This is a genomic window from Pseudomonas sp. SF2 (assembly GCF_036858055.1).
Classification (GTDB): domain Bacteria; phylum Pseudomonadota; class Gammaproteobacteria; order Pseudomonadales; family Pseudomonadaceae; genus Aquipseudomonas.
In genome coordinates, this window is sequence record NZ_JAMBDI010000039.1 from 133,829 (window position 1) to 151,577 (window position 17,749).

18 protein-coding genes and 1 tRNA gene are annotated in these 17,749 nt (G+C 64.7%); 13 read left to right on the plus strand and 6 right to left on the minus strand.

The window, feature by feature from the left end; translation table 11 throughout:
• Positions 1-65: 65 nt before the first annotated feature.
• Entirely contained in the window at positions 66-530 is a 465-nt protein-coding gene (locus M2S36_RS20865) for a protein YgfX (RefSeq protein WP_333957774.1), read from the minus strand.
• A complete protein-coding gene (locus M2S36_RS20870; protein ID WP_003252043.1) occupies positions 514-768 on the minus strand; it encodes an FAD assembly factor SdhE in 255 nt (84 codons plus the stop codon). The genes M2S36_RS20865 and M2S36_RS20870 overlap by 17 nt, the downstream gene beginning before the upstream one ends.
• 133 nt (positions 769-901) lie before the next feature.
• On the opposite strand from M2S36_RS20870, the gene ygfZ reads away from it, so the two are divergent.
• Positions 902-1,843: a CAF17-like 4Fe-4S cluster assembly/insertion protein YgfZ gene (gene ygfZ, locus M2S36_RS20875; protein WP_207833001.1), complete on the plus strand. Its 942-nt coding sequence runs from the start codon at positions 902-904 to the stop codon at positions 1,841-1,843.
• Positions 1,844-1,898: 55 nt separating this feature from the next.
• Complete coding sequence (locus tag M2S36_RS20880; RefSeq protein ID WP_207833003.1) at positions 1,899-2,705, plus strand: HDOD domain-containing protein; 807 nt, start codon at positions 1,899-1,901, stop codon at positions 2,703-2,705.
• A 109-nt stretch (positions 2,706-2,814) separates the two neighbouring features.
• Here M2S36_RS20880 and M2S36_RS20885 read toward each other — a convergent pair whose 3' ends face one another.
• Positions 2,815-4,194 carry a sensor histidine kinase gene (locus M2S36_RS20885; protein WP_207833005.1) on the minus strand — a complete coding sequence of 460 codons (1,380 nt, stop codon included), beginning with the start codon at positions 4,192-4,194 and terminating at the stop codon, positions 2,815-2,817.
• Positions 4,187-4,858 (minus strand): response regulator, encoded by a 672-nt coding sequence (locus tag M2S36_RS20890; RefSeq protein WP_063913183.1) that lies wholly within the window; start codon positions 4,856-4,858, stop codon positions 4,187-4,189. Before M2S36_RS20890 ends, M2S36_RS20885 begins: the two co-directional genes overlap by 8 nt.
• Positions 4,859-5,058: 200 nt before the next feature.
• Here M2S36_RS20890 and M2S36_RS20895 point away from each other — a divergent pair, with 200 nt between their 5' ends.
• The 5 genes from M2S36_RS20895 (at position 5,059) to M2S36_RS20915 (ending at position 10,575) form a co-directional block, all read left to right on the plus strand.
• On the plus strand, positions 5,059-6,348 hold the full coding sequence (locus M2S36_RS20895; protein ID WP_207833022.1) for an OprD family porin: 1,290 nt from the start codon (positions 5,059-5,061) through the stop codon (positions 6,346-6,348).
• Positions 6,349-6,394: 46 nt separating this feature from the next.
• Positions 6,395-7,375 (plus strand): Bug family tripartite tricarboxylate transporter substrate binding protein, encoded by a 981-nt coding sequence (locus M2S36_RS20900; protein ID WP_207833007.1) that lies wholly within the window; start codon positions 6,395-6,397, stop codon positions 7,373-7,375.
• Positions 7,376-7,574: 199 nt separating this feature from the next.
• Complete coding sequence (locus M2S36_RS20905) at positions 7,575-8,033, plus strand: tripartite tricarboxylate transporter TctB family protein (protein ID WP_233694164.1); 459 nt, start codon at positions 7,575-7,577, stop codon at positions 8,031-8,033.
• A gap of 3 nt (positions 8,034-8,036) precedes the next feature.
• Entirely contained in the window at positions 8,037-9,551 is a 1,515-nt protein-coding gene (locus tag M2S36_RS20910) for a tripartite tricarboxylate transporter permease (protein ID WP_207833012.1), read from the plus strand.
• On the plus strand, positions 9,544-10,575 hold the full coding sequence (locus M2S36_RS20915; protein WP_207833014.1) for an AbrB family transcriptional regulator: 1,032 nt from the start codon (positions 9,544-9,546) through the stop codon (positions 10,573-10,575). Before M2S36_RS20910 ends, M2S36_RS20915 begins: the two co-directional genes overlap by 8 nt.
• A gap of 120 nt (positions 10,576-10,695) precedes the next feature.
• On the opposite strand, the gene ung is transcribed toward M2S36_RS20915, so the two are convergent.
• Positions 10,696-11,388, minus strand: coding sequence for a uracil-DNA glycosylase (ung, locus tag M2S36_RS20920; RefSeq protein WP_063913189.1), 693 nt, complete (start codon positions 11,386-11,388; stop codon positions 10,696-10,698).
• Between the two features lie 126 nt (positions 11,389-11,514).
• Between ung and M2S36_RS20925 the strand changes: the two genes are divergently transcribed.
• Positions 11,515-12,621 (plus strand): enoyl-CoA hydratase/isomerase family protein, encoded by a 1,107-nt coding sequence (locus M2S36_RS20925; RefSeq protein ID WP_333957778.1) that lies wholly within the window; start codon positions 11,515-11,517, stop codon positions 12,619-12,621.
• Positions 12,622-12,768: 147 nt separating this feature from the next.
• Here the strand turns inward: M2S36_RS20925 and M2S36_RS20930 are convergent, their stop codons facing one another.
• Positions 12,769-13,218, minus strand: a complete 450-nt coding sequence (locus M2S36_RS20930) for a hypothetical protein (RefSeq protein WP_241105957.1) — start codon at positions 13,216-13,218, stop codon at positions 12,769-12,771.
• A 143-nt stretch (positions 13,219-13,361) separates the two neighbouring features.
• Here M2S36_RS20930 and M2S36_RS20935 point away from each other — a divergent pair, with 143 nt between their 5' ends.
• The 5 genes from M2S36_RS20935 to M2S36_RS20955 all read left to right on the plus strand — a co-directional run bounded on the left by M2S36_RS20935 (position 13,362) and on the right by M2S36_RS20955 (position 17,587).
• Positions 13,362-13,574: a cysteine-rich CWC family protein gene (locus tag M2S36_RS20935; protein ID WP_207836556.1), complete on the plus strand. Its 213-nt coding sequence runs from the start codon at positions 13,362-13,364 to the stop codon at positions 13,572-13,574.
• 9 nt (positions 13,575-13,583) lie between these two features.
• On the plus strand, positions 13,584-14,276 hold the full coding sequence (locus tag M2S36_RS20940; protein ID WP_233687027.1) for a pseudouridine synthase: 693 nt from the start codon (positions 13,584-13,586) through the stop codon (positions 14,274-14,276).
• A 367-nt stretch (positions 14,277-14,643) separates the two neighbouring features.
• Complete coding sequence (gene phaG / locus M2S36_RS20945) at positions 14,644-15,531, plus strand: (R)-3-hydroxydecanoyl-ACP:CoA transacylase (RefSeq protein WP_207836576.1); 888 nt, start codon at positions 14,644-14,646, stop codon at positions 15,529-15,531.
• A gap of 111 nt (positions 15,532-15,642) precedes the next feature.
• Positions 15,643-15,716: transfer RNA gene (locus M2S36_RS20950), tRNA-Gly, on the plus strand.
• Positions 15,717-15,880: 164 nt separating this feature from the next.
• On the plus strand, positions 15,881-17,587 hold the full coding sequence (locus M2S36_RS20955) for a SulP family inorganic anion transporter (RefSeq protein WP_333957779.1): 1,707 nt from the start codon (positions 15,881-15,883) through the stop codon (positions 17,585-17,587).
• Positions 17,588-17,749 lie beyond the last annotated feature (162 nt).

Sequence of the window (17,749 nt, forward strand, 5' to 3'; positions counted from 1 at the left end):
CCGCGAAGCGCCGCGCGGGCGGCGCTCGATCTCGCAGGCGCTGAAGCTGCCACGACGAACACCTGTCAGCCCTGACTCGCCCCCACCCCTGCCCACCTGCGCCGGCTGAACTTCAACCGCACCCGCAAGCGCCGGTGCTCATCAGCCCCCAGCGCATCCAGTGGCACGCATTGGCTCTCCCCCAACCAGCACCCCGCCCGCACAAAGCGCAACACTACAAGCCCTGGCAACGCCACACTGTCCCGGCACAAGCGCACCGGCTGCCAGCCACGGGCACGGCTGAACACCTGCCAACCGCGCACATCACGGCGCAAGCCAACAACAGCATGTTCATGCGTCAGCAAAATACGTCGGGGAATGGCCCAGCCAGCGTGGGCAATACAGGTAGCGACAACAGCAAGGGCCAACCACCCGGGCAGCGGGCTCGCCCATACGGCGAACCACGCCAGTACCTGGCAACCCAGGTAGGCCGCCAGCAGCAGGCGCGAGCCTTGCCAGCGGCACTCGAAGCACTCACTTGGGCTGAACACGGTCCAGGATGATGCGGACCATGCGCTGCAGCTCCGGGTCTTCGGACTCGGTGCGCTCCATGAACCAGCCGAACATGTCCTGATCCTCGCAGCTCAACAGACGCACGTAGAGTTCGCGGTCGGTCTCGTTGAGCGTGGGGTAGACTTCCTGGGTGAAAGGCACCAGCAGTACGTCCAGTTCCAGCATGCCGCGGCGGCTGTGCCAGAAAAGCCGGTTGAGTTCAGTTTGTTCGACCATGGGGCCCTCCTCGAATGGCCCGCCAGTATACAGCCAGGCGAGCGAAGCGACACCGGGCGTTGGTCTAGTCACCTACCTATTTTGTTACCGGCGTTCTATGATGGCCGCCAGTCTTTAGCCACCGCGATGACCCATGGCCGATTCCGCTTTCTTCTGCCCCCTGTCCCACGAGGGCATCCTCGCCGTCCGCGGCTCCGATGCAGGCAAGTTCCTGCAGGGCCAGCTGACCTGCAACATCAACTACCTCAGCCAGGAACACGCCAGCCTCGGCGCCCGCTGCATGGTCAAGGGGCGCATGCAGTCGAGTTTCCGCATCCTGCCCGAAGGCAACGGCTACCTGCTGGCCATGGCCAGCGAGCTGCTCGACGCCCAGCTGGCAGACCTGAAGAAGTACGCCGTGTTCTCCAAGGCCACGCTGACCGATGAAAGCGCTGCCTGGGCACGCTTCGGCCTGCAAGGCGGCGATGCGGCGCTGCAGGCGCTGGGGCTCGATGTGCCTGCAGCAGCTGGCAGCACCGTGCGCCACGACGGGTTGATCGCCATTGCCGTGTCCGCTGGCCGCGTGGAGCTGTGGGTGCCTGCGGAGAACGCCGCCAGCATTCGCCAGGCGCTGGCCGCCGCATTGCCCGAAGGCAGCCTCAACGACTGGCTGCTGGGGCAGATTCGTGCCGGGATCGGCCAGGTCATGGGGCCGACCCGCGAGCTGTTCATCCCGCAGATGATCAACCTGCAGGCCGTGGACGGCGTCAGCTTCAAGAAAGGCTGCTACACCGGCCAGGAAATTGTTGCGCGCATGCAGTACCTGGGCAAGCTCAAGCGCCGCCAGTACCGCCTGGCACTGGACCAGCAGGCCATTCCGGCCCCGGGCGCCGAGATCTTCTCGCCCACCCATGGTTCGTCGGTCGGTGAAGTGGTCATGGCTGCCGGCAACGGCACAGGCTGCGAACTGCTCGCGGTGCTCAGCGCCGAAGCGGTGGAAGACGACAACCTGCACCTGGGCAGCCTTGAAGGCCCGCGCCTGCAGGTGCTGACCCTGCCCTACGAACTGGACCGCGACCGGGAAATCCAACGCTGACCAGCCTGCCCCGCCGACGTGGCGGGGCCGCACCACCACTGCGGTAGACACGCCCATGAACAAGCTGGCCGAGATGGTTCAAGCACAGTTGCTCGATGCCATCGAAAAGGATGACCTGGTCCTGCCGACCCTGCCCGAGGTTGCCTTGAGCATCCGCGAGGCAGCGGAAGACAGCGAGATCAGCGTAGCGGCCCTGAGCAAGGTGATCGGTCGCGATGCGGCCCTTTCAGCGCGCCTGATCAAGGTCGTCAACAGCCCGCTGCTGCGCGCGGCGGTCGAGGTCACCGACCTGCACACCGCCATCACGCGGCTGGGCATCAACTACAGCTGCAACCTGGCCATTGGCCTGGTGATCGAGCAGATTTTCCATGCCCGCGCGCCGGCGGTTGAGCAAAAACTGCGCGACATCTGGGCCAACAGCCTGGATGTGGCGGGTATCAGCTACGAAATCTGCCGCCGGTACACGCAACTCAAGCCCGACCAGGCCACCCTCGGCGGGCTGGTCAACCAGATTGGCGCGCTGCCGGTGCTGATCTATGCCGAAGAGCACAACGAACTGCTGTCCGACCCGGTGTGCCTGCATTATGTGATCGAGCAGATCCAGCCGGTGCTGGGCGACAAGATCCTCAAGGCCTGGGAGTTTCCGGAGCAACTGGTCAATCTGCCGAGCCAGGTACAGGACCTGGACCGACAGACCGGCAAGATCGACTACATCGACATCGTGCAGATCGCCCGCTGCATCAGCCAGCCCGGGCGCCACCGGCCGCTGGCGGCACTACCGGCATACCGCCACCTGGGCTTGCCGTTTGGTACCGAGCTGGAAGTGGATGAACTGATCGAGGCGCGGAGCATGTTGCGCTGACCGGTGTCAGCCTGTGCCGGCCTCTTCGCGGGTATAGCGCAGCCTTCAGCAGCGGCGCGGTCTCTGTGGGAGCGGGTTTACCCGCGAAAGGGCCGGTACAGGCAACACATCAATCCGCGATAAAACTCACCCGCACCCGCAACCCGCCCTTCGCACCGTCATGCAGGCTCACCTGCGCCAGGTGCGCCCGGCAGATCTCGCCAACGATCGCCAGGCCAAGCCCACTGCCCTGCGCACTGCGCCGGTAGAAGCGCTCGAACACCCGCTCACGCTCGGCCTCGGGAATCCCCGGCCCGTCGTCCTCCACCTCCAGCACCGCCGGCGCCAGCACCCGCAAGATCACGTTGCCGCCCGCCGGCGTATGGGCCAGGGCATTGTCCACCAGGTTGCTCAACAGCTCGTTGAGCAGCGTCGGCTCACCCTTCAGCCACACCGGCGCCTCGGCCTCCAGGGCCAGCGCTACCCCACGCTTGTGCGCCAGCGGTGCCATCGCCATGCCCAGCTCACGAGCCAACTGGCCCAGGTCCAGGCGCTGCGCGCCGCCTTCGGCAATCGCCCGGGCGCCGTTCTCGACCCGCGCCAGCGACAGCAACTGGTTGGCCAGGTGGGTCAGCCGATCAGTGCCCTGGGCCGCAGCCTCCAGCGTCTGCCGCCACTCCTGCGGCTCGGCCGAACGCAAGCCCAACTCGATCCGCGCCTTCAGCGCGGCCAGTGGTGTGCGCAACTCGTGGGCTGCATCGGCAATGAACTGCGCCTGGCGCTCGAACTGGCCGCGCAAACGCTCGGTGAAGTGGTTCAAAGCCCGCACCAGCGGGCTCAGCTCACGCTGCACCTGCACCACCGGCAAGGCCCGCAGGTCGTCCGGCTGGCGCTCTTCCACCGCGGTGCGCAGGCGCTCCAGCGGCCGCAACGCGGCACTCACGGCAAACCACACCATCACCAGCGCGCCCAGCGCCAGCATGCCCAGGCGCAGCAGGGTGTCGGCCATCAAACCACGGGCCATGCGTATCCGCGCTTCCTCGGTTTCGGCCACACGGATTTCCGCCATGCCGTTCATGTTCGGCTCGCTCACTGGCTTCAGCAGGCTGACCACGCGCACGTCCTGGCCCAGATAGGTGGCGTTGTAGAACCGCGCCAACGCCGGGTAGTCGTCGGTACGTGGCGTGCCCGGCGGCGGCGCTGGCAGGTTCTCGTAACCGGAAATCAGCCGCTGCTGGATGTCCAGCACCTGGTAGTAGATGCGCCCGGCACTGTCGTAGGCGAAGGTGTCCAGGGCCACGTAGGGCACATCCGCGCTCAGCGAACCATCCCGCTGGGACAGGCCGGCGGCAATGGTCCGCGCCGAGGCCAGCAGGGTCCGGTCGTAGGCAGTGTCGGCAGCCTCGCGACCGTTCCAGTAGGCGCTCAGGCCGCTGGCCAGCATCAGCACCACCAGCAGCAAGGCCAGGTTGCCGAGCAAGCGCCCGCGCAGGCTGCCGTTGTCACGCATCGCGGTGCTCGAGCAGGTAGCCCAGGCCACGAAAGGTGACAATGGCCACCGGCTGGCCGTCGAGCTTCTTGCGCAGGCGGTGGATGTAGATTTCGATGGCGTCGGGGCTGGCCTCTTCATCCAGGCCGAACACCTGGGCGGCCAGTTGCTCCTTGCTCATCACCCGGCCCGGACGGGCGATCAGCGCTTCCAGTACGCTTTGCTCGCGTGAGGTCAGGGTCAGGTTGTCGCCACCCAGCGTGAAGCGCCGGGTGTCCAGGTCGTACACCAGCGGCCCGCAGCGTTGCTGGCGCTCGCCACCGAGCACGCTGCGGCGCAGCAGGGCCTTGACCCGTGCTTCCAGCTCGGTCAGCTCGAACGGTTTGGCCAGGTAGTCGTCGGCGCCCAGGTTAAGGCCGTGGACCCGGTCCTTGACGTCGCTGCGTGCGGTCAGCATCAGCACCGGCAGGGTCTTGCCACGGCCACGCAAGCGCGCCAGTACCTCGAAGCCGTCCATGCGCGGCAAGCCGACATCCAGCACGGCCACGGCGTATTCCTCGCTGGCCAGGGCCAGGTCGGCGGCCACGCCGTCATGCAGCACATCAACGGTCAGGCCATGGCTCTTCAAGGCCTGGGCCACGCTTTCGGCCAGTTGCAGGTGGTCTTCGACCAGCAGCACACGCATCGGAATCTCCCTGCTCGGGTGGGACGGTGGCGCGGAGTGTACCGCTGTCGGCAGGCCTGTGAAGCCCCTGTCGACAAACCTTTCACGCTGAAAGGTTAGCGAAAGGTTGGTTACCTAGCATCGCACCACGGTCGCCCTTCGCGCCGAAAAAAGCACCAGCAAGGTGCAACGAATAAGAACAATAAACGGAGCCATCAGTGATGCTGTCATTGCAGCCGCAGGCGTTTGCGCCTACCCGTCCCTTTGCCGCACGCCCCTCCGCCATCGCCAGCGCCCTCGCGCTTGCCGGTGTCGCCCCGCTGAGCCAGGCCGCCTTCTTCGAAGACAGCACGGCCACCTTCGAAACCCGCAACATGTACTTCAACCGCGACTTCCGCGACGGCACCAGTGCGCAGCAATCCAAGCGCGACGAGTGGGCCCAGGGCTTCATGCTCAACTTCGAGTCTGGCTACACCGATGGCACCGTGGGCTTCGGCCTGGATGCGCTGGGCATGCTCGGCATCAAGCTCGACTCCAGCCCCGACCGCACCGACACCGGCCTGCTGCCGACCCACGATGACGGCAAGGCCGCCGACGAATACTCCAAGCTCGGCCTGACCGGCAAGGTGAAGGTGTCGCAGACCGAACTGAAGATCGGCACCCTGATCCCCGAACTGCCGACCCTGCAGCCCAACGACGGGCGCATCCTGCCGCAAACCTTCGAAGGTGGCCTGCTCACCTCGAAGGAGGTCAAGGGCCTGACCTTCACCGGCGGCCGACTGGACAAGGCCAAGGACCGCAACGACACCAACTGGGAAGACCTGGCCCTGAACAACAAGAACGGCCGTTTCGGTGGCTCGTTCAGCGCCGATAACCTGGACCTGGCCGGCCTCGACTACCAGTTCACCGATCGCATCACCGGCAGCTACCACTTTGCCCAGCTCGACGATATCTACCGCCAGCACTTCATCGGCATGGTCGCCACCCAGCCGTGGGGCCCGGGTACCTTCGGCGCCGACCTGCGCCTGGCCGTGAGTGACGACGCCGGCGCCGCCAAGGCCGGCAACATCGACAACACCACTGTCAACGGCATGCTCAGCTACGCCCTGGGCGGGCACAAGGTCAGCGCCGCCTGGCAGCAGCTGTCCGGCGACAGCGCCTTCCCGTACGTCGATGGTGCCGACCCGTACCTGGTCAACTTCGTCCAGATCAACGACTTCGCCGGCGCCGACGAGCGCTCCTGGCAAGCGCGCTACGACTACAACTTTGCCGCACTCGGCGTACCCGGCCTGACCTTCATGACCCGCTACATCAGCGGCGACAACGTCAGCCGCGCCGCCGGTGGCGAGGGCAAGGAGTGGGAGCGCAACACCGAACTGAAGTACGTGGTACAAAGCGGCCCGTTGAAGAACGTCGCCGTGCGCCTGCGCAACGCCACCTTCCGCTCCAACTTCGCCCGCGACGCGGACGAGGTACGGCTGCTGGTGAGCTACAGCGTGGCGCTGTGGTAACCCCATAGCGATAACTTGATAACAACAACGCTCACGGAGATTGACGATGACCTTTTCACTGCGCCGCCTCGTCCTCGCTACCGGCTGCCTGCTGCTGGCCGGCAACGCCCTCGCTGCCGAACCTAAACGCCCCGAATGCATTGCCCCCGCCTCGCCCGGTGGTGGCTTCGACCTGACCTGCAAGCTGGTACAAAGCGCCCTGGTGCAGGAGAAGATTCTCAGCAAGCCGATGCGCGTCACCTACATGCCCGGTGGTGTCGGCGCGGTGGCCTACAACGCCGTGGTCGCCCAGCGCCCGGCCGATGCCGGCACCCTGGTGGCCTGGTCCAGCGGCTCGTTGCTGAACCTGGCCCAGGGCAAGTTCGGCCGCTTCGACGAGAACGCCGTGAAATGGCTGGCCGCCGTCGGCACCAGCTACGGCGCCATCGCGGTGAAGAGCGACTCGCCCTACAAGACCCTCGACGACCTGGTCGCAGCGCTGAAAAAAGACCCGAGCAAGGTGGTGATCGGCTCTGGCGGCACCGTGGGTAGCCAGGACTGGATGCAGACGGCGCTGATCGCCAAGGCCGCCGGCATCAACCCGCGCGACCTGCGCTACGTGGCGCTGGAAGGCGGCGGCGAAATTGCCACGGCGTTGCTGGGCGGGCATATCCAGGTCGGCTCGACCGACATCTCCGACTCCATGCCACACATTCAGAGCGGCAACATGCGCATCCTCGCGGTGTTCTCGGAAAAGCGCCTGGACGAGCCCGAGATGAAAGACATCCCCACCGCCAAGGAACAGGGCTACGACATCGTCTGGCCAGTGGTGCGCGGCTTCTACCTGGGGCCAAAGGTGAGCGACGAGGATTACGCCTGGTGGAAGCAGTCGTTCGACAAGATGCTGGCCTCGGAAGACTTCGCCAAGCTGCGTGACCAGCGCGAGCTGTTCCCGTTCGCCATGACCGGCGAAGAGCTGGACGGCTATGTGAAGAAGCAAGTGGCTGACTACAAGGCGCTGGCCAGGGAATTTGGCCTGATCCAGTAACACTGGCCGGAGTCACCACAATCCCTGTGGGAGCGGCCTTGTGCCGCGATGGGCCGCACGGCGGCCCCTGTCTCAGCCGATGCGATGCTTCAGACAGATCGCAGTGGCAGGTTTGCGGCCGCTTCGCGCCCGATCGCGACGCAAGGCCGCTCCCACAGGATTTGCATCTCGCTTGAGCGATCCCAACGAGGACTCTCTGATGATCCTGCAACGCATCTTCGCCCTGGCCCTGCTGGCGGTGTGCGCCGCCCTGGCCGTGATGGCCTGGCCTTACCAGGCGGCGTTTTCCTATGAACCGGTGGGCCCGCGCGCCTATCCGCTGTTGATGCTCGGCCTGATGGGCCTGGGCCTGCTGTACCTGGCGTTCCGCCCCACGCCCATCGTGCGCAAGGACGACGAGCCGGAACTGGACCGTGAAACCCTGACCAAGATCGCCGCCTGCGTCGGCCTGCTGATCGTTTTCGCCAGCACCTTCGAAGCCCTGGGCTTCATCCTCAGCGCCATCCTGGTCGGCGTGCCCATGGCCCGCCTGTACGGCGGCCGCTGGCTGCACAGCTTCATCGTGGTGGCGGGCATGAGCCTGTTCCTCTACTGGCTGTTCGACCGCGTCATGGACGTGCCCCTGCCCCTTGGCCTGCTGAGCGCACTGGAGAACTGACACATGGATACCTTGAGCTACCTGGGCCAGGGCTTCGGCGTCGCCCTGTCCCCCTACAACCTGGTCACCGCCCTGTCCGGCACGCTGATCGGTACCGTGGTCGGCCTGCTGCCGGGCCTGGGCCCGATCAACGGCGTGGCCCTGCTGATCCCCATCGCCTTCGCCCTCGGCCTGCCGCCGGAATCGGCGCTGATCCTGCTGGCGGCGGTGTACCTGGGCTGCGAGTACGGCGGGCGCATCAGTTCGATCCTGCTCAACATCCCCGGCGAAGCCTCGACGGTAATGACCACCCTCGACGGCTACCCGATGGCCCGCAATGGCCTGGCGGGCGTCGCGCTGTCGCTGTCGGCCTGGAGTTCGTTCATCGGTGCGCTGATTGCCACCTGCGGCATGGTGCTGTTCGCCCCGCTGCTGGCGAAATGGGCAATCGCCTTCGGCCCGGCGGAGTACTTCGTGCTGATGGTGTTCGCCATCGTCGCCCTTGGCGGCATGGCCGGCGACAAGCCGTTGAAAACCTTCATTGCCGCACTGATCGGCCTGTTCCTGTCGGCAGTCGGTATCGATGCCAACAGTGGCGTGTACCGCTTCACCGGCGACAGCGTGCACCTGGCCGACGGCATCCAGTTCGTGGTGCTGGTGCTGGGCCTGTTCTCCATCAGCGAAATCCTCCTGCTGCTGGAAAAGACCCACCATGGCCACCAGGCGGTCAAGGCCACCGGGCGCATGCTGTTCAACCTCAAGGAAGCGGCGTCGGTGTTCATGGTCAATATCCGCTGCGGCCTGCTGGGCTTCATCATGGGTGTGCTGCCAGGTGCCGGTGCAACACTGGCGAGTGCCGTGGCCTACATGACCGAAAAACGCCTGGCAGGTGAAAAAGGCCAATTCGGCAAGGGCGACGCCCGTGGCCTGGCCGCCCCGGAAACCGCCATTGGCGCCTCCTGCTGCGGCGCCCTGGTACCGATGCTGACCCTGGGCGTACCCGGCTCGGGCACCACCGCGGTGATGATCGGCGCACTGACCCTGTACAACATCACCCCTGGCCCACTGTTGTTCGAACAGCAGCCAGACATCGTCTGGGGCCTGATCGCCTCGCTGTTCATCGCCAACATCATGCTGGTGATCCTCAACATCCCGATGATCCGCATCTTCACCCGCATCCTCGCCGTGCCGAACTGGGCGCTGGTGCCGGTGATCGCCATCATCACGGCGATCGGCGTGTATGCAGTGCATGCCACCACCTTCGACCTGTTCCTGATGGTCGGCATCGGCATCATGGGCTATATCCTGCGCAAGCTGGACTTCCCGCTGTCGCCGATTCTGCTCGGCTTCATCCTCGGAGGGCTGATGGAGCAGAACCTGCGCCGGGCGCTGTCGATCTCCAACGGCGAACTGGGCATCCTCTGGTCGAGCCCGATCAGCATGTCGGTGTGGGTACTGACCCTTTGCATGCTGACCCTGCCGCTGCTGCGCATCTGGCGCAAACGCAGCCTGCAGCGCCGGGCGATGGCCGATGCCTGATCGCTGGTTGCCGTTGTTTGTCGCAACCGGGCTGGTCGGCCTTGCTGGCGGTTTTGCCGCCAGCAAGGTCGGCTGGCCTTTGCCGTGGATGGTCGGCTCGCTGCTGGCGATCATCCTGGTACGCTGCCTGACACGCTGGCAGCTGCCGGAAATCCCCAATGGCCGCAAGTGCGGGCAGTGGATCATCGGCATCGGCATTGGCCTGCACTTCACCCCGGCGGTGATCGAGCAGGTGGCCAGCCATTTCGCGCTGATCTTCTTCGGCGCACTGTTCACCACCCTGTCCAGCGTGATCAGCGTATGGCTGCTGCGGCGCAGCGGTGAGGATCGTGCCACTGCGTTCTTCGCCAGCATGCCGGGCGGTTCGGGGGAGATGGTCAACCTTGGCGCGCGCAATGGCGCAGTGCTCAGCCAGGTGGCGGCGGCGCAGAGCCTGCGCGTACTGGCGGTGGTACTGTGCGTGCCGGCGCTGTTCAAGTTCCTGCTGGGTGACGGGGTGCCGTTGAATCACACCGGCAGCGTGAACTGGGGCTGGCTGGCATTGATTGCCCCGCTGGGCATTGCCGCTGCGTTGCTCTGGCAGCGTTTGCGCCAGCCCAACCCGTGGTTGTTCGGGCCATTGCTGGTGGCAGCGACGGTGAGCCTTGCCGGCAACCTGCAGATTGCCCTGCCCAATGGCGCCAGCCAGATCGGCCAGTGGCTGATCGGCAGCGGCCTGGCCTGCCACTTCAACCGGGCGTTCTTCCGCCGCGCACCCTGGTTCCTTGGGCGTACCCTGGTGGCTACGGCGTTGTGCATGGCGATTGCCGGCAGTGCGGCCTGGGTATTGAGCGTGATGAGCGGGCTGGATTTGCGTTCGCTGACGCTAGGGATGATGCCGGGCGGGATTGCCGAGATGAGCCTGACGGCAGAGACCCTGCAGCTGTCGGTGCCGCTGGTGACGGCACTGCAGGTGATGCGCTTGTTGTTCGTGCTGTTTCTGGCGGAGCCGTTGTTCCGGGTGTGGAATGCAACCCCGGAATGACTGTGACGGCCTCTTCGCGGGTAAACCCGCTCCCACAGGGACCACACAGGCCCTGAGGGTAGCGCTGTACCTGTGGGAGCGGGTTCACCCGCGAAGAAGGCGACGCGGTCTTTCAGGTGATCACAGCGGCGGCAATGCCCAGTTGATCGGCGCCAGCCCGCGCTGCTGGAGGAAACTGTTGGCCCGGCTGAAATGCCCGCACCCCAGGAACCCACGGTAAGCCGACAACGGCGACGGATGCACCGACTTCAGCACCAGGTGCTTGGTCCCGTCGATCAGCTTCTGCTTGCTTTGCGCATGCGAGCCCCACAACAGGAACACCACGTTCGGGCACTGCTCGCTGACCACCTGGATGACCCGGTCGGTAAAGAACTCCCACCCCTTCTTGGCATGCGACGCGGCATTGGCGCGCTCCACGGTCATGGTCGTGTTGAGCAACAGCACACCCTGCTCGGCCCAGCTCTGCAGGTAGCCATGATTGGCAATCGGGATGTTCAGGTCGCGCTGCAGCTCCTTGTAGATGTTGACCAGCGACGGTGGCGTGGCCACGCCCGGCTGCACCGAGAAGCACAGGCCATGGGCCTGGCCCGGCCCGTGGTAAGGGTCCTGACCGAGGATGACCACCTTCACCTGGTCCAGCGGCGTCGAGTTGAGGGCATTGAAGATCAACGGCCCTGGCGGGTAGATCTCTTTGCCGGCGGCGTATTCGCTGCGCAGGAACTCGCGCAGCTGATGCATGTAGGGCTGGTCGAATTCGGCGCGCAAGGCGGCCTTCCAGCTGGGTTCGAGTTTGATGCGATCGTCGTCAGTCATGGGGCCTTCCATAAACAATGGCGCGACACTAGGTAAGCCCTTCCCGCTTGTCAAACGATCCGACCGACGACCGGCATGTTCGGCCAGGCAAGCCATACTTGTGCGATGACTTGCGCGAGGTTGTCCATGGCCATTCATTGCGAGGTACTCACCGGCGCCGATGGCGCCCGCATCGGCATCGCCACCCTGGATGCGCCCAAGGCGCTCAATGCGCTGAACCTGCCGATGATCGAGGTATTGGGCGAACAGTTGCACGCCTGGGCTCGCGACCCGGGGATCGTCTGCGTACTGCTACGCGGCAACGGTGCCAAGGCCTTCTGCGCCGGCGGCGATGTGCGGGCGCTGGTGCAAGCCTGCCGCGACCACCCCGGCAGCGTGCCGCCGCTGGCCGCCACCTTCTTCGCCGCCGAATACCGCCTGGACTTTGCCCTGCATACCTATCCCAAGCCGCTGCTGTGCTGGGGCCATGGGCATGTGCTGGGCGGTGGCATGGGCCTGCTGCAGGGCGCCAATGTGCGCATCGTCACCCCCAGCAGTCGGCTGGCCATGCCGGAAATCAGCATCGGCCTGTACCCGGACGTGGGCGCCAGCTGGTTCCTTACCCGCCTGCCGGGCAAGCTGGGGTTGTTCCTCGCTCTGACGGGCGCGCCGATCAATGCCCACGACGCCCTTGACCTGGACCTGGCCGACCGCTTCCTGGGCGAACACCAGCAAGATGCGCTGATCGAGGAACTGCTGCAATTGAACTGGCAGGAACAGACCGCCCTGCAACTGAACAGCCTGCTCAAGGCCGAACAGCACCGCGCCTGCGCCGAGTTGCCTGAAGCCCAGTGGCTGCCGCGACGGCAGGTGATCGATCAGTTGCTTGACGTGGCCGATGCCGCCGCCGCCTGGCGCGCGCTGGAGGGGCTCAAGCACCACGACGACCCGCTGCTGGCAGATGCCGGCCAGCGGTTGCATGAAGGTTGCCCGCTGACCGCCCACCTGGTGTGGGAACAAATTCGCCGGGCACGGCACCTGTCGTTGGCGCAGGTGTTCCAGATGGAATACAGCATGAGCCTGAACTGTTGCCGCCACCCGGAATTCAGCGAAGGTGTGCGGGCGCGCTTGCTGGACAAGGACAACCAGCCGCGCTGGCACTGGCCCGATGTGGCGCAAGTGCCGGCGGCGGTGGTCGAGGCGCATTTTGCCAAGGTGTGGGAGGGGCGGCATCCGCTGGCGGATCTCGGGTAGCTTCGAGAGTCTGGGGCTGCTTTGCAGCCCATCGCGACACAAGGCCGCTCCCACAGGTACAGCGATGGTTTCCAATGCTGCGCCGTACCTGTGGGAGCGGCCTTGCGTCGCGAAAGGGGCGCAAAGCGCCCCCGGTTTTCAATTCACCTACCGCTGCCAGTTCCCCCCTTGCCCGTGCCCACGCCGCCCGTCCCAACGCCGGTCACCGTCCCCCCGCCCGTTGGAGTGCCAACGGTCATTCTGGTAGCGCTGGCTGCCACCGCGATAATCATGACGGTCCCGGTCGCGCCCATAGTCATACCGCTGGCGGTTGCCATAGTCATGGCGCGGGTTGCCATGCCACTGCTGCATCCGCGGCTGCGGATAAGACCGGTAATGAGGCGCTGGCGCCGAGCGGTAGTAGTAGCGCGGCGCCGGCTGATAGTAATAGCGCGGTTGCGGCGTCACGTAATAACGGTCATAGCGGTAATAATCCGGTGATACGTAACGGTCGGAATAGTAGTGGTCAGACCGGTAATAGCCCCCGCTCTCGTAGTACGGAACGCAGGCGGAAGTCATCAGCCCCAGCAGGGCGATCAACAGGATTCGATAGAACATGGCGGCCTCCTGGACCGCTGGAGTGCCCGAACAGCGGCGCTGGCGAGCGTCGATGTGAAATGCGATCATCGACATCGAATAAGACAGTGGCGCCGAAGTGCAGTGCCATTTCTGCAACAATTTGATACATGTGAGCGGCAGCCATGCATGACAACCAGCACTGCCCCGCCTGTGGAGCCCTCAACCAGTGCAGCCTGGCCGACCCGCGTCGGGCCACCCAGGCCTGCTGGTGCTTCGGCGTGAGCATCGACCCTGCCGTGCTCCAGGCCCTGCCCGCCGAGCTGCGCGACAAAGCCTGCCTGTGCCCGCGCTGCGCCGCCGTTGAAGAACAACTCCGCTCACCCGCTTCCCACTGACCGTTTGCCATGCGCCTCGACCGTTTCCTCGCCAACCTGCCCAACCACAACCGCCAGCAAGTCCGCTTGATGCTGGCGCAACGCCGCGTGCGGGTAGATGGCCAAGTGGTCAGTGACCCGCTGGCCGAGGTGCGCGAATTCAGCCGTGTGGAGCTTGACGACCAGTTGCTGCAGGCTGGCCGCCCGGCGCGCTACCTGATGCTGCACAAGCCCACGGGCTGTGTCAGCGCCACCCAGGACCCGCAACACCGCACCGTGCTCGACCTGCTGCCTGCCGCGTTGCGTGAGGACCTGCACATTGCCGGGCGCCTGGACTTCAACACCACCGGCCTGATGATCCTGACCAACGATGGCCAGTGGTCACGGCGGCTTACCCAGCCCGCGACCAAGCTGCCCAAGCACTACCTGGTGGAAACCGAGGACGAGATTGGCGAGCACTATGTGGCCAAGTTCCTCGAAGGTTTCTACTTCGCCTTCGAAAACCTCACCACCCTGCCCGCCCAGCTGGACATCCTGGGGCCGCGCCTGGCGCGGCTGGCAATCGTCGAAGGGCGATATCACCAGGTCAAGCGCATGTTCGGCCATTTCGACAACAAGGTAGTGGGGTTGCATCGCGAGAGCATGGGGGCGATCCGGCTGGACCCGGGGTTGGCGCCAGGGGCATTTCGTGAGCTCACGGCGGATGAAATAGCCACGGTCTAGTCAGCCTGTGCCCGCGAAGAGGCAGGAACAGACCGCACGGGGTGCGTCATACGACCGCCCAGCGGCAAAAGTCACATTTTCCCCCGAACGGCACTTGCGGGATTCCCCACCCACTGCTTGAATCCAAATCGTCAGTCTGCATGTGACTACCAAGTCACGATTGCGGTCGAAGACACCTTTTGTCGGCCACCCGGGGCCTCGATGCCTTGGGGCACGGCAAATTGCCCGCCAAAAACAATACCGTCGACGCACGTGCCAAGGATCGACACAGGGCCCCCCGGTTTCTCTTCAGGCAAATGCCTACCTGTCATAAAGAACGTGCACCCTAGGTGACGCGAATACCCTTTTTGCGCCAGGAGTCGATGACATGAGGCCAGAAATCGCTGTACTTGATATCCAAGGTCAGTATCGGGTTTACACGGAGTTCTATCGCGCGGATGCAGCCGAGAAAACGATCATCCTGATCAACGGCTCGCTGGCCACCACGGCCTCGTTCGCCCAGACGGTACGTAACCTGCACCCGCAGTTCAACGTAGTACTGTTCGACCAGCCATACGCGGGCAAGTCCAAGCCTCACAATCGCCAGGAACGCCTGATCAGCAAGGAGACCGAAGCACATATCCTCCTTGAGCTGATCGATCACTTCCAGGCAGACCACGTGATGTCGTTCTCGTGGGGTGGCGCAAGCACACTGCTGGCGCTGGCGCACCAGCCGCGGTACGTGAAGAAAGCGGTGGTAAGCTCGTTCTCGCCGGTGATCAACGAACCGATGCGCGATTACCTGGCCCGTGGCTGCCAGTACCTGGCCGCCTGCGACCGCTATCAGGTCGGCAACCTGGTCAACGACACCATCGGCAAGCACCTGCCATCACTGTTCAAGCGCTTCAACTACCGGCACGTCAGCAGCCTGGACAGCCACGAGTACGCGCAGATGCACTTCCACATCAACGAAGTGCTGCAGCACGACCTGGAACGGGCCCTGAACGGCGCGCGCAACATCGACATCCCGGTGCTGTTCATCAACGGCGACCGCGATGAATACACCACGGTCGAAGATGCCCGGCAGTTCAGCAAGCATGTGGGCAAGAGCCAGTTCAGCGTGATCCGTGACGCGGGCCACTTCCTCGACATGGAAAACAAGGCCGCCTGCGAGGACACCCGCAGCGTCTTGCTCGGCTTCCTCAAGCCGACCGTGCGCGAGCCTCGTCAACGCTACCAGCACGTACAACAGGGGCAGCATGCATTGGCCATCTGAGCGCATCGGCGCCCCGTAGGTGATACCCGCAGGCTATGGGGTGCCGACAAGCTTTTTTATAACTTGGGCTTCTAATTCGTGGAGGGTTCTGGTAAAAAGTGCAGCGCAGATGCGGGTATAGTTTAGTGGCAAAACGAAAGCTTCCCAAGCTTTAGTTGAGGGTTCGATTCCCTCTACCCGCTCCACATCGCATTACCGCATGGCGTTCCATTAACGTCATCGCTGTCAAAAGGAGCCTTGGCTCCTTTTTTCGTTTCTGCCCCCTCCGTTGACCTGTCCCATGGCCATTTGCCTGCCGATCCGCTTCAATGCGTGGATGGTTTCGTGAAACATTTCGAAAGGACGACGCATGTTTCTCTCCCGCTGGCTACCGGGCCTTGCCAACCTGCTGCACTACCGCCGCGAGTGGTTCCACGCCGACTTGCAGGCTGGCCTCTCGGTGGCGGCGATCCAGATTCCCATTGCCATCGCCTACGCGCAGATCGTCGGCCTGCCGCCGCAGTACGGCCTGTACGCCTGCGTGCTGCCGATGATGGTCTACGCCCTGATCGGCAGCTCACGCCAGCTGATGGTTGGCCCCGACGCCGCCACCTGCGCGATGATCGCCGGCGCCGTGGCGCCGTTGGCCATGGGCGAGCCGCACCGGATTGCCGAACTGTCGGTGATCGTCACCCTGCTGGTCGGGGTAATGCTGATCGCTGCCGGCGTGGCCCGGGCCGGGTTCATCGCCAGCTTCTTCTCGCGGCCGATCCTGATCGGCTATCTCAACGGCATCGGCCTGAGCCTGATCGCCGGGCAGTTGTCCAAGGTGGTGGGGTTCAAGATCGAGGGCGACGGCTTCATTCTCAGCCTGATCAACTTCCTCCAGCGCCTGGGCGAAATCCACTGGGCGACGCTGCTCATCGGCATCGCCGCACTGGGCCTGCTGATCTGGCTGCCACGGCGCTACCCGCGCCTGCCCGCGGCACTAACGGTAGTGGCGCTGTTCATGCTGCTGGTCGGCCTGTTCGGCCTCGATCGCTTCGGCGTCGCCATACTCGGTCCGGTACCTGCCGGCATCCCGCAGCTGGCCTGGCCACACAGTAACCTGGCAGAAATGAAAAGCCTGCTGCGCGATGCCCTGGGTATCGCCACCGTCAGCTTCTGCAGCGCCATGCTCACCGCACGCAGCTTTGCCGCCCGGCACGGCTACGCGATCAACGCCAACCACGAATTCGTCGCCCTGGGCGTAAGCAACCTGGCAGCCGGGGTTTCCCAAGGCTTTGCCATCAGCGGCGCCGACTCGCGCACCGCGGTCAACGACATGGTCGGTGGCAAAAGCCAGCTGGTGGGCATCATTGCTGCGCTGGTCATCGCCCTGATCCTGCTGTTCTTCACCGCACCGATGGCGTGGATCCCGCAGGCTGCGCTGGGCGCCGTGCTGCTGATGGCCGGCTGGGGGCTGATCGATATCAAGTCGCTTAGGCACATCCGCCGCCTGAGCCGCTTCGAGTTCTGGCTGTGCCTGCTGACCACGGTTGGCGTGCTGAGCCTGGGCGTGCTGCCCGGCATCGTGTTTGCCGTGACCCTGGCGATCCTGCGCCTGCTGTACAGCATCTACCAGCCCACCGACGCGGTACTGGGCTGGCTGCCGGGCACCGAAGGCCAGGTGGACATCCACAAACACAAGGATGCCCGTACCGTGCCAGGCCTGGTGGTATACCGCTTCGACGACGCGATCCTGTTCTTCAACGCCGACTACTTCAAGATGCGCCTGCTCGAAGCGGTGCAGAGCCAGGACCAGCCCAAGGCCGTGCTGTTCGACGCCGAAGCGGTAACCAGTATCGACGTCAGCGGCATCGCCGCCCTGCGCGAGGTACGCGACACCCTGGCGGCCCAGGGCATCTTCTTCGCCATCGCCCGCGCCCGCGGCACCTTCCTGCGCATGCTGGTGCGCTCGGGGATGGCAAGGGAGATGGAAGACAAACTGCTGTTCGGCTCGGTGCGGGCGGGCATCCGCGCGTATCGGCTGTGGCGTAACAGGAGTCGCAGTGTGAAGGTCGCTGAGCAAGGTTGAAGAGATGCATTGTTGCCACTGCCCCTGTCGCCGGCTAGCCAGCTCCCACAGGTACTGCCCTCGAATTCAGTGCAGTACCTGTGGGAGCGGGTTCACCCGCGAAGAGGCCGGCATTGCCGACACAAGGCCCTTGCCTGGATACAACCCTCGCACACCTTGCAT

Bases quoted from the DNA above. Each gene is read 5' to 3' on its own strand.
- M2S36_RS20940 (WP_233687027.1), top strand. From the start codon at position 13,584: ATGCGCCTCGACCGTTTCCTCGCCAACCTGCCCAACCACAACCGCCAG.
- phaG (WP_207836576.1), top strand. From the start codon at position 14,644: ATGAGGCCAGAAATCGCTGTACTTGATATCCAAGGTCAGTATCGGGTT.
- ung (WP_063913189.1), bottom strand. From the start codon at position 11,388: ATGACTGACGACGATCGCATCAAACTCGAACCCAGCTGGAAGGCCGCC.
- M2S36_RS20925 (WP_333957778.1), top strand. From the start codon at position 11,515: ATGGCCATTCATTGCGAGGTACTCACCGGCGCCGATGGCGCCCGCATC.
- M2S36_RS20885 (WP_207833005.1), bottom strand. From the start codon at position 4,194: ATGCGTGACAACGGCAGCCTGCGCGGGCGCTTGCTCGGCAACCTGGCC.
- M2S36_RS20915 (WP_207833014.1), top strand. From the start codon at position 9,544: ATGCCTGATCGCTGGTTGCCGTTGTTTGTCGCAACCGGGCTGGTCGGC.
- M2S36_RS20870 (WP_003252043.1), bottom strand. From the start codon at position 768: ATGGTCGAACAAACTGAACTCAACCGGCTTTTCTGGCACAGCCGCCGC.
- M2S36_RS20905 (WP_233694164.1), top strand. From the start codon at position 7,575: ATGATCCTGCAACGCATCTTCGCCCTGGCCCTGCTGGCGGTGTGCGCC.
- M2S36_RS20900 (WP_207833007.1), top strand. From the start codon at position 6,395: ATGACCTTTTCACTGCGCCGCCTCGTCCTCGCTACCGGCTGCCTGCTG.
- M2S36_RS20930 (WP_241105957.1), bottom strand. From the start codon at position 13,218: ATGTTCTATCGAATCCTGTTGATCGCCCTGCTGGGGCTGATGACTTCC.
- M2S36_RS20910 (WP_207833012.1), top strand. From the start codon at position 8,037: ATGGATACCTTGAGCTACCTGGGCCAGGGCTTCGGCGTCGCCCTGTCC.
- ygfZ (WP_207833001.1), top strand. From the start codon at position 902: ATGGCCGATTCCGCTTTCTTCTGCCCCCTGTCCCACGAGGGCATCCTC.
- M2S36_RS20880 (WP_207833003.1), top strand. From the start codon at position 1,899: ATGAACAAGCTGGCCGAGATGGTTCAAGCACAGTTGCTCGATGCCATC.
- M2S36_RS20935 (WP_207836556.1), top strand. From the start codon at position 13,362: ATGCATGACAACCAGCACTGCCCCGCCTGTGGAGCCCTCAACCAGTGC.
- M2S36_RS20895 (WP_207833022.1), top strand. From the start codon at position 5,059: ATGCTGTCATTGCAGCCGCAGGCGTTTGCGCCTACCCGTCCCTTTGCC.
- M2S36_RS20955 (WP_333957779.1), top strand. From the start codon at position 15,881: ATGTTTCTCTCCCGCTGGCTACCGGGCCTTGCCAACCTGCTGCACTAC.
- M2S36_RS20890 (WP_063913183.1), bottom strand. From the start codon at position 4,858: ATGCGTGTGCTGCTGGTCGAAGACCACCTGCAACTGGCCGAAAGCGTG.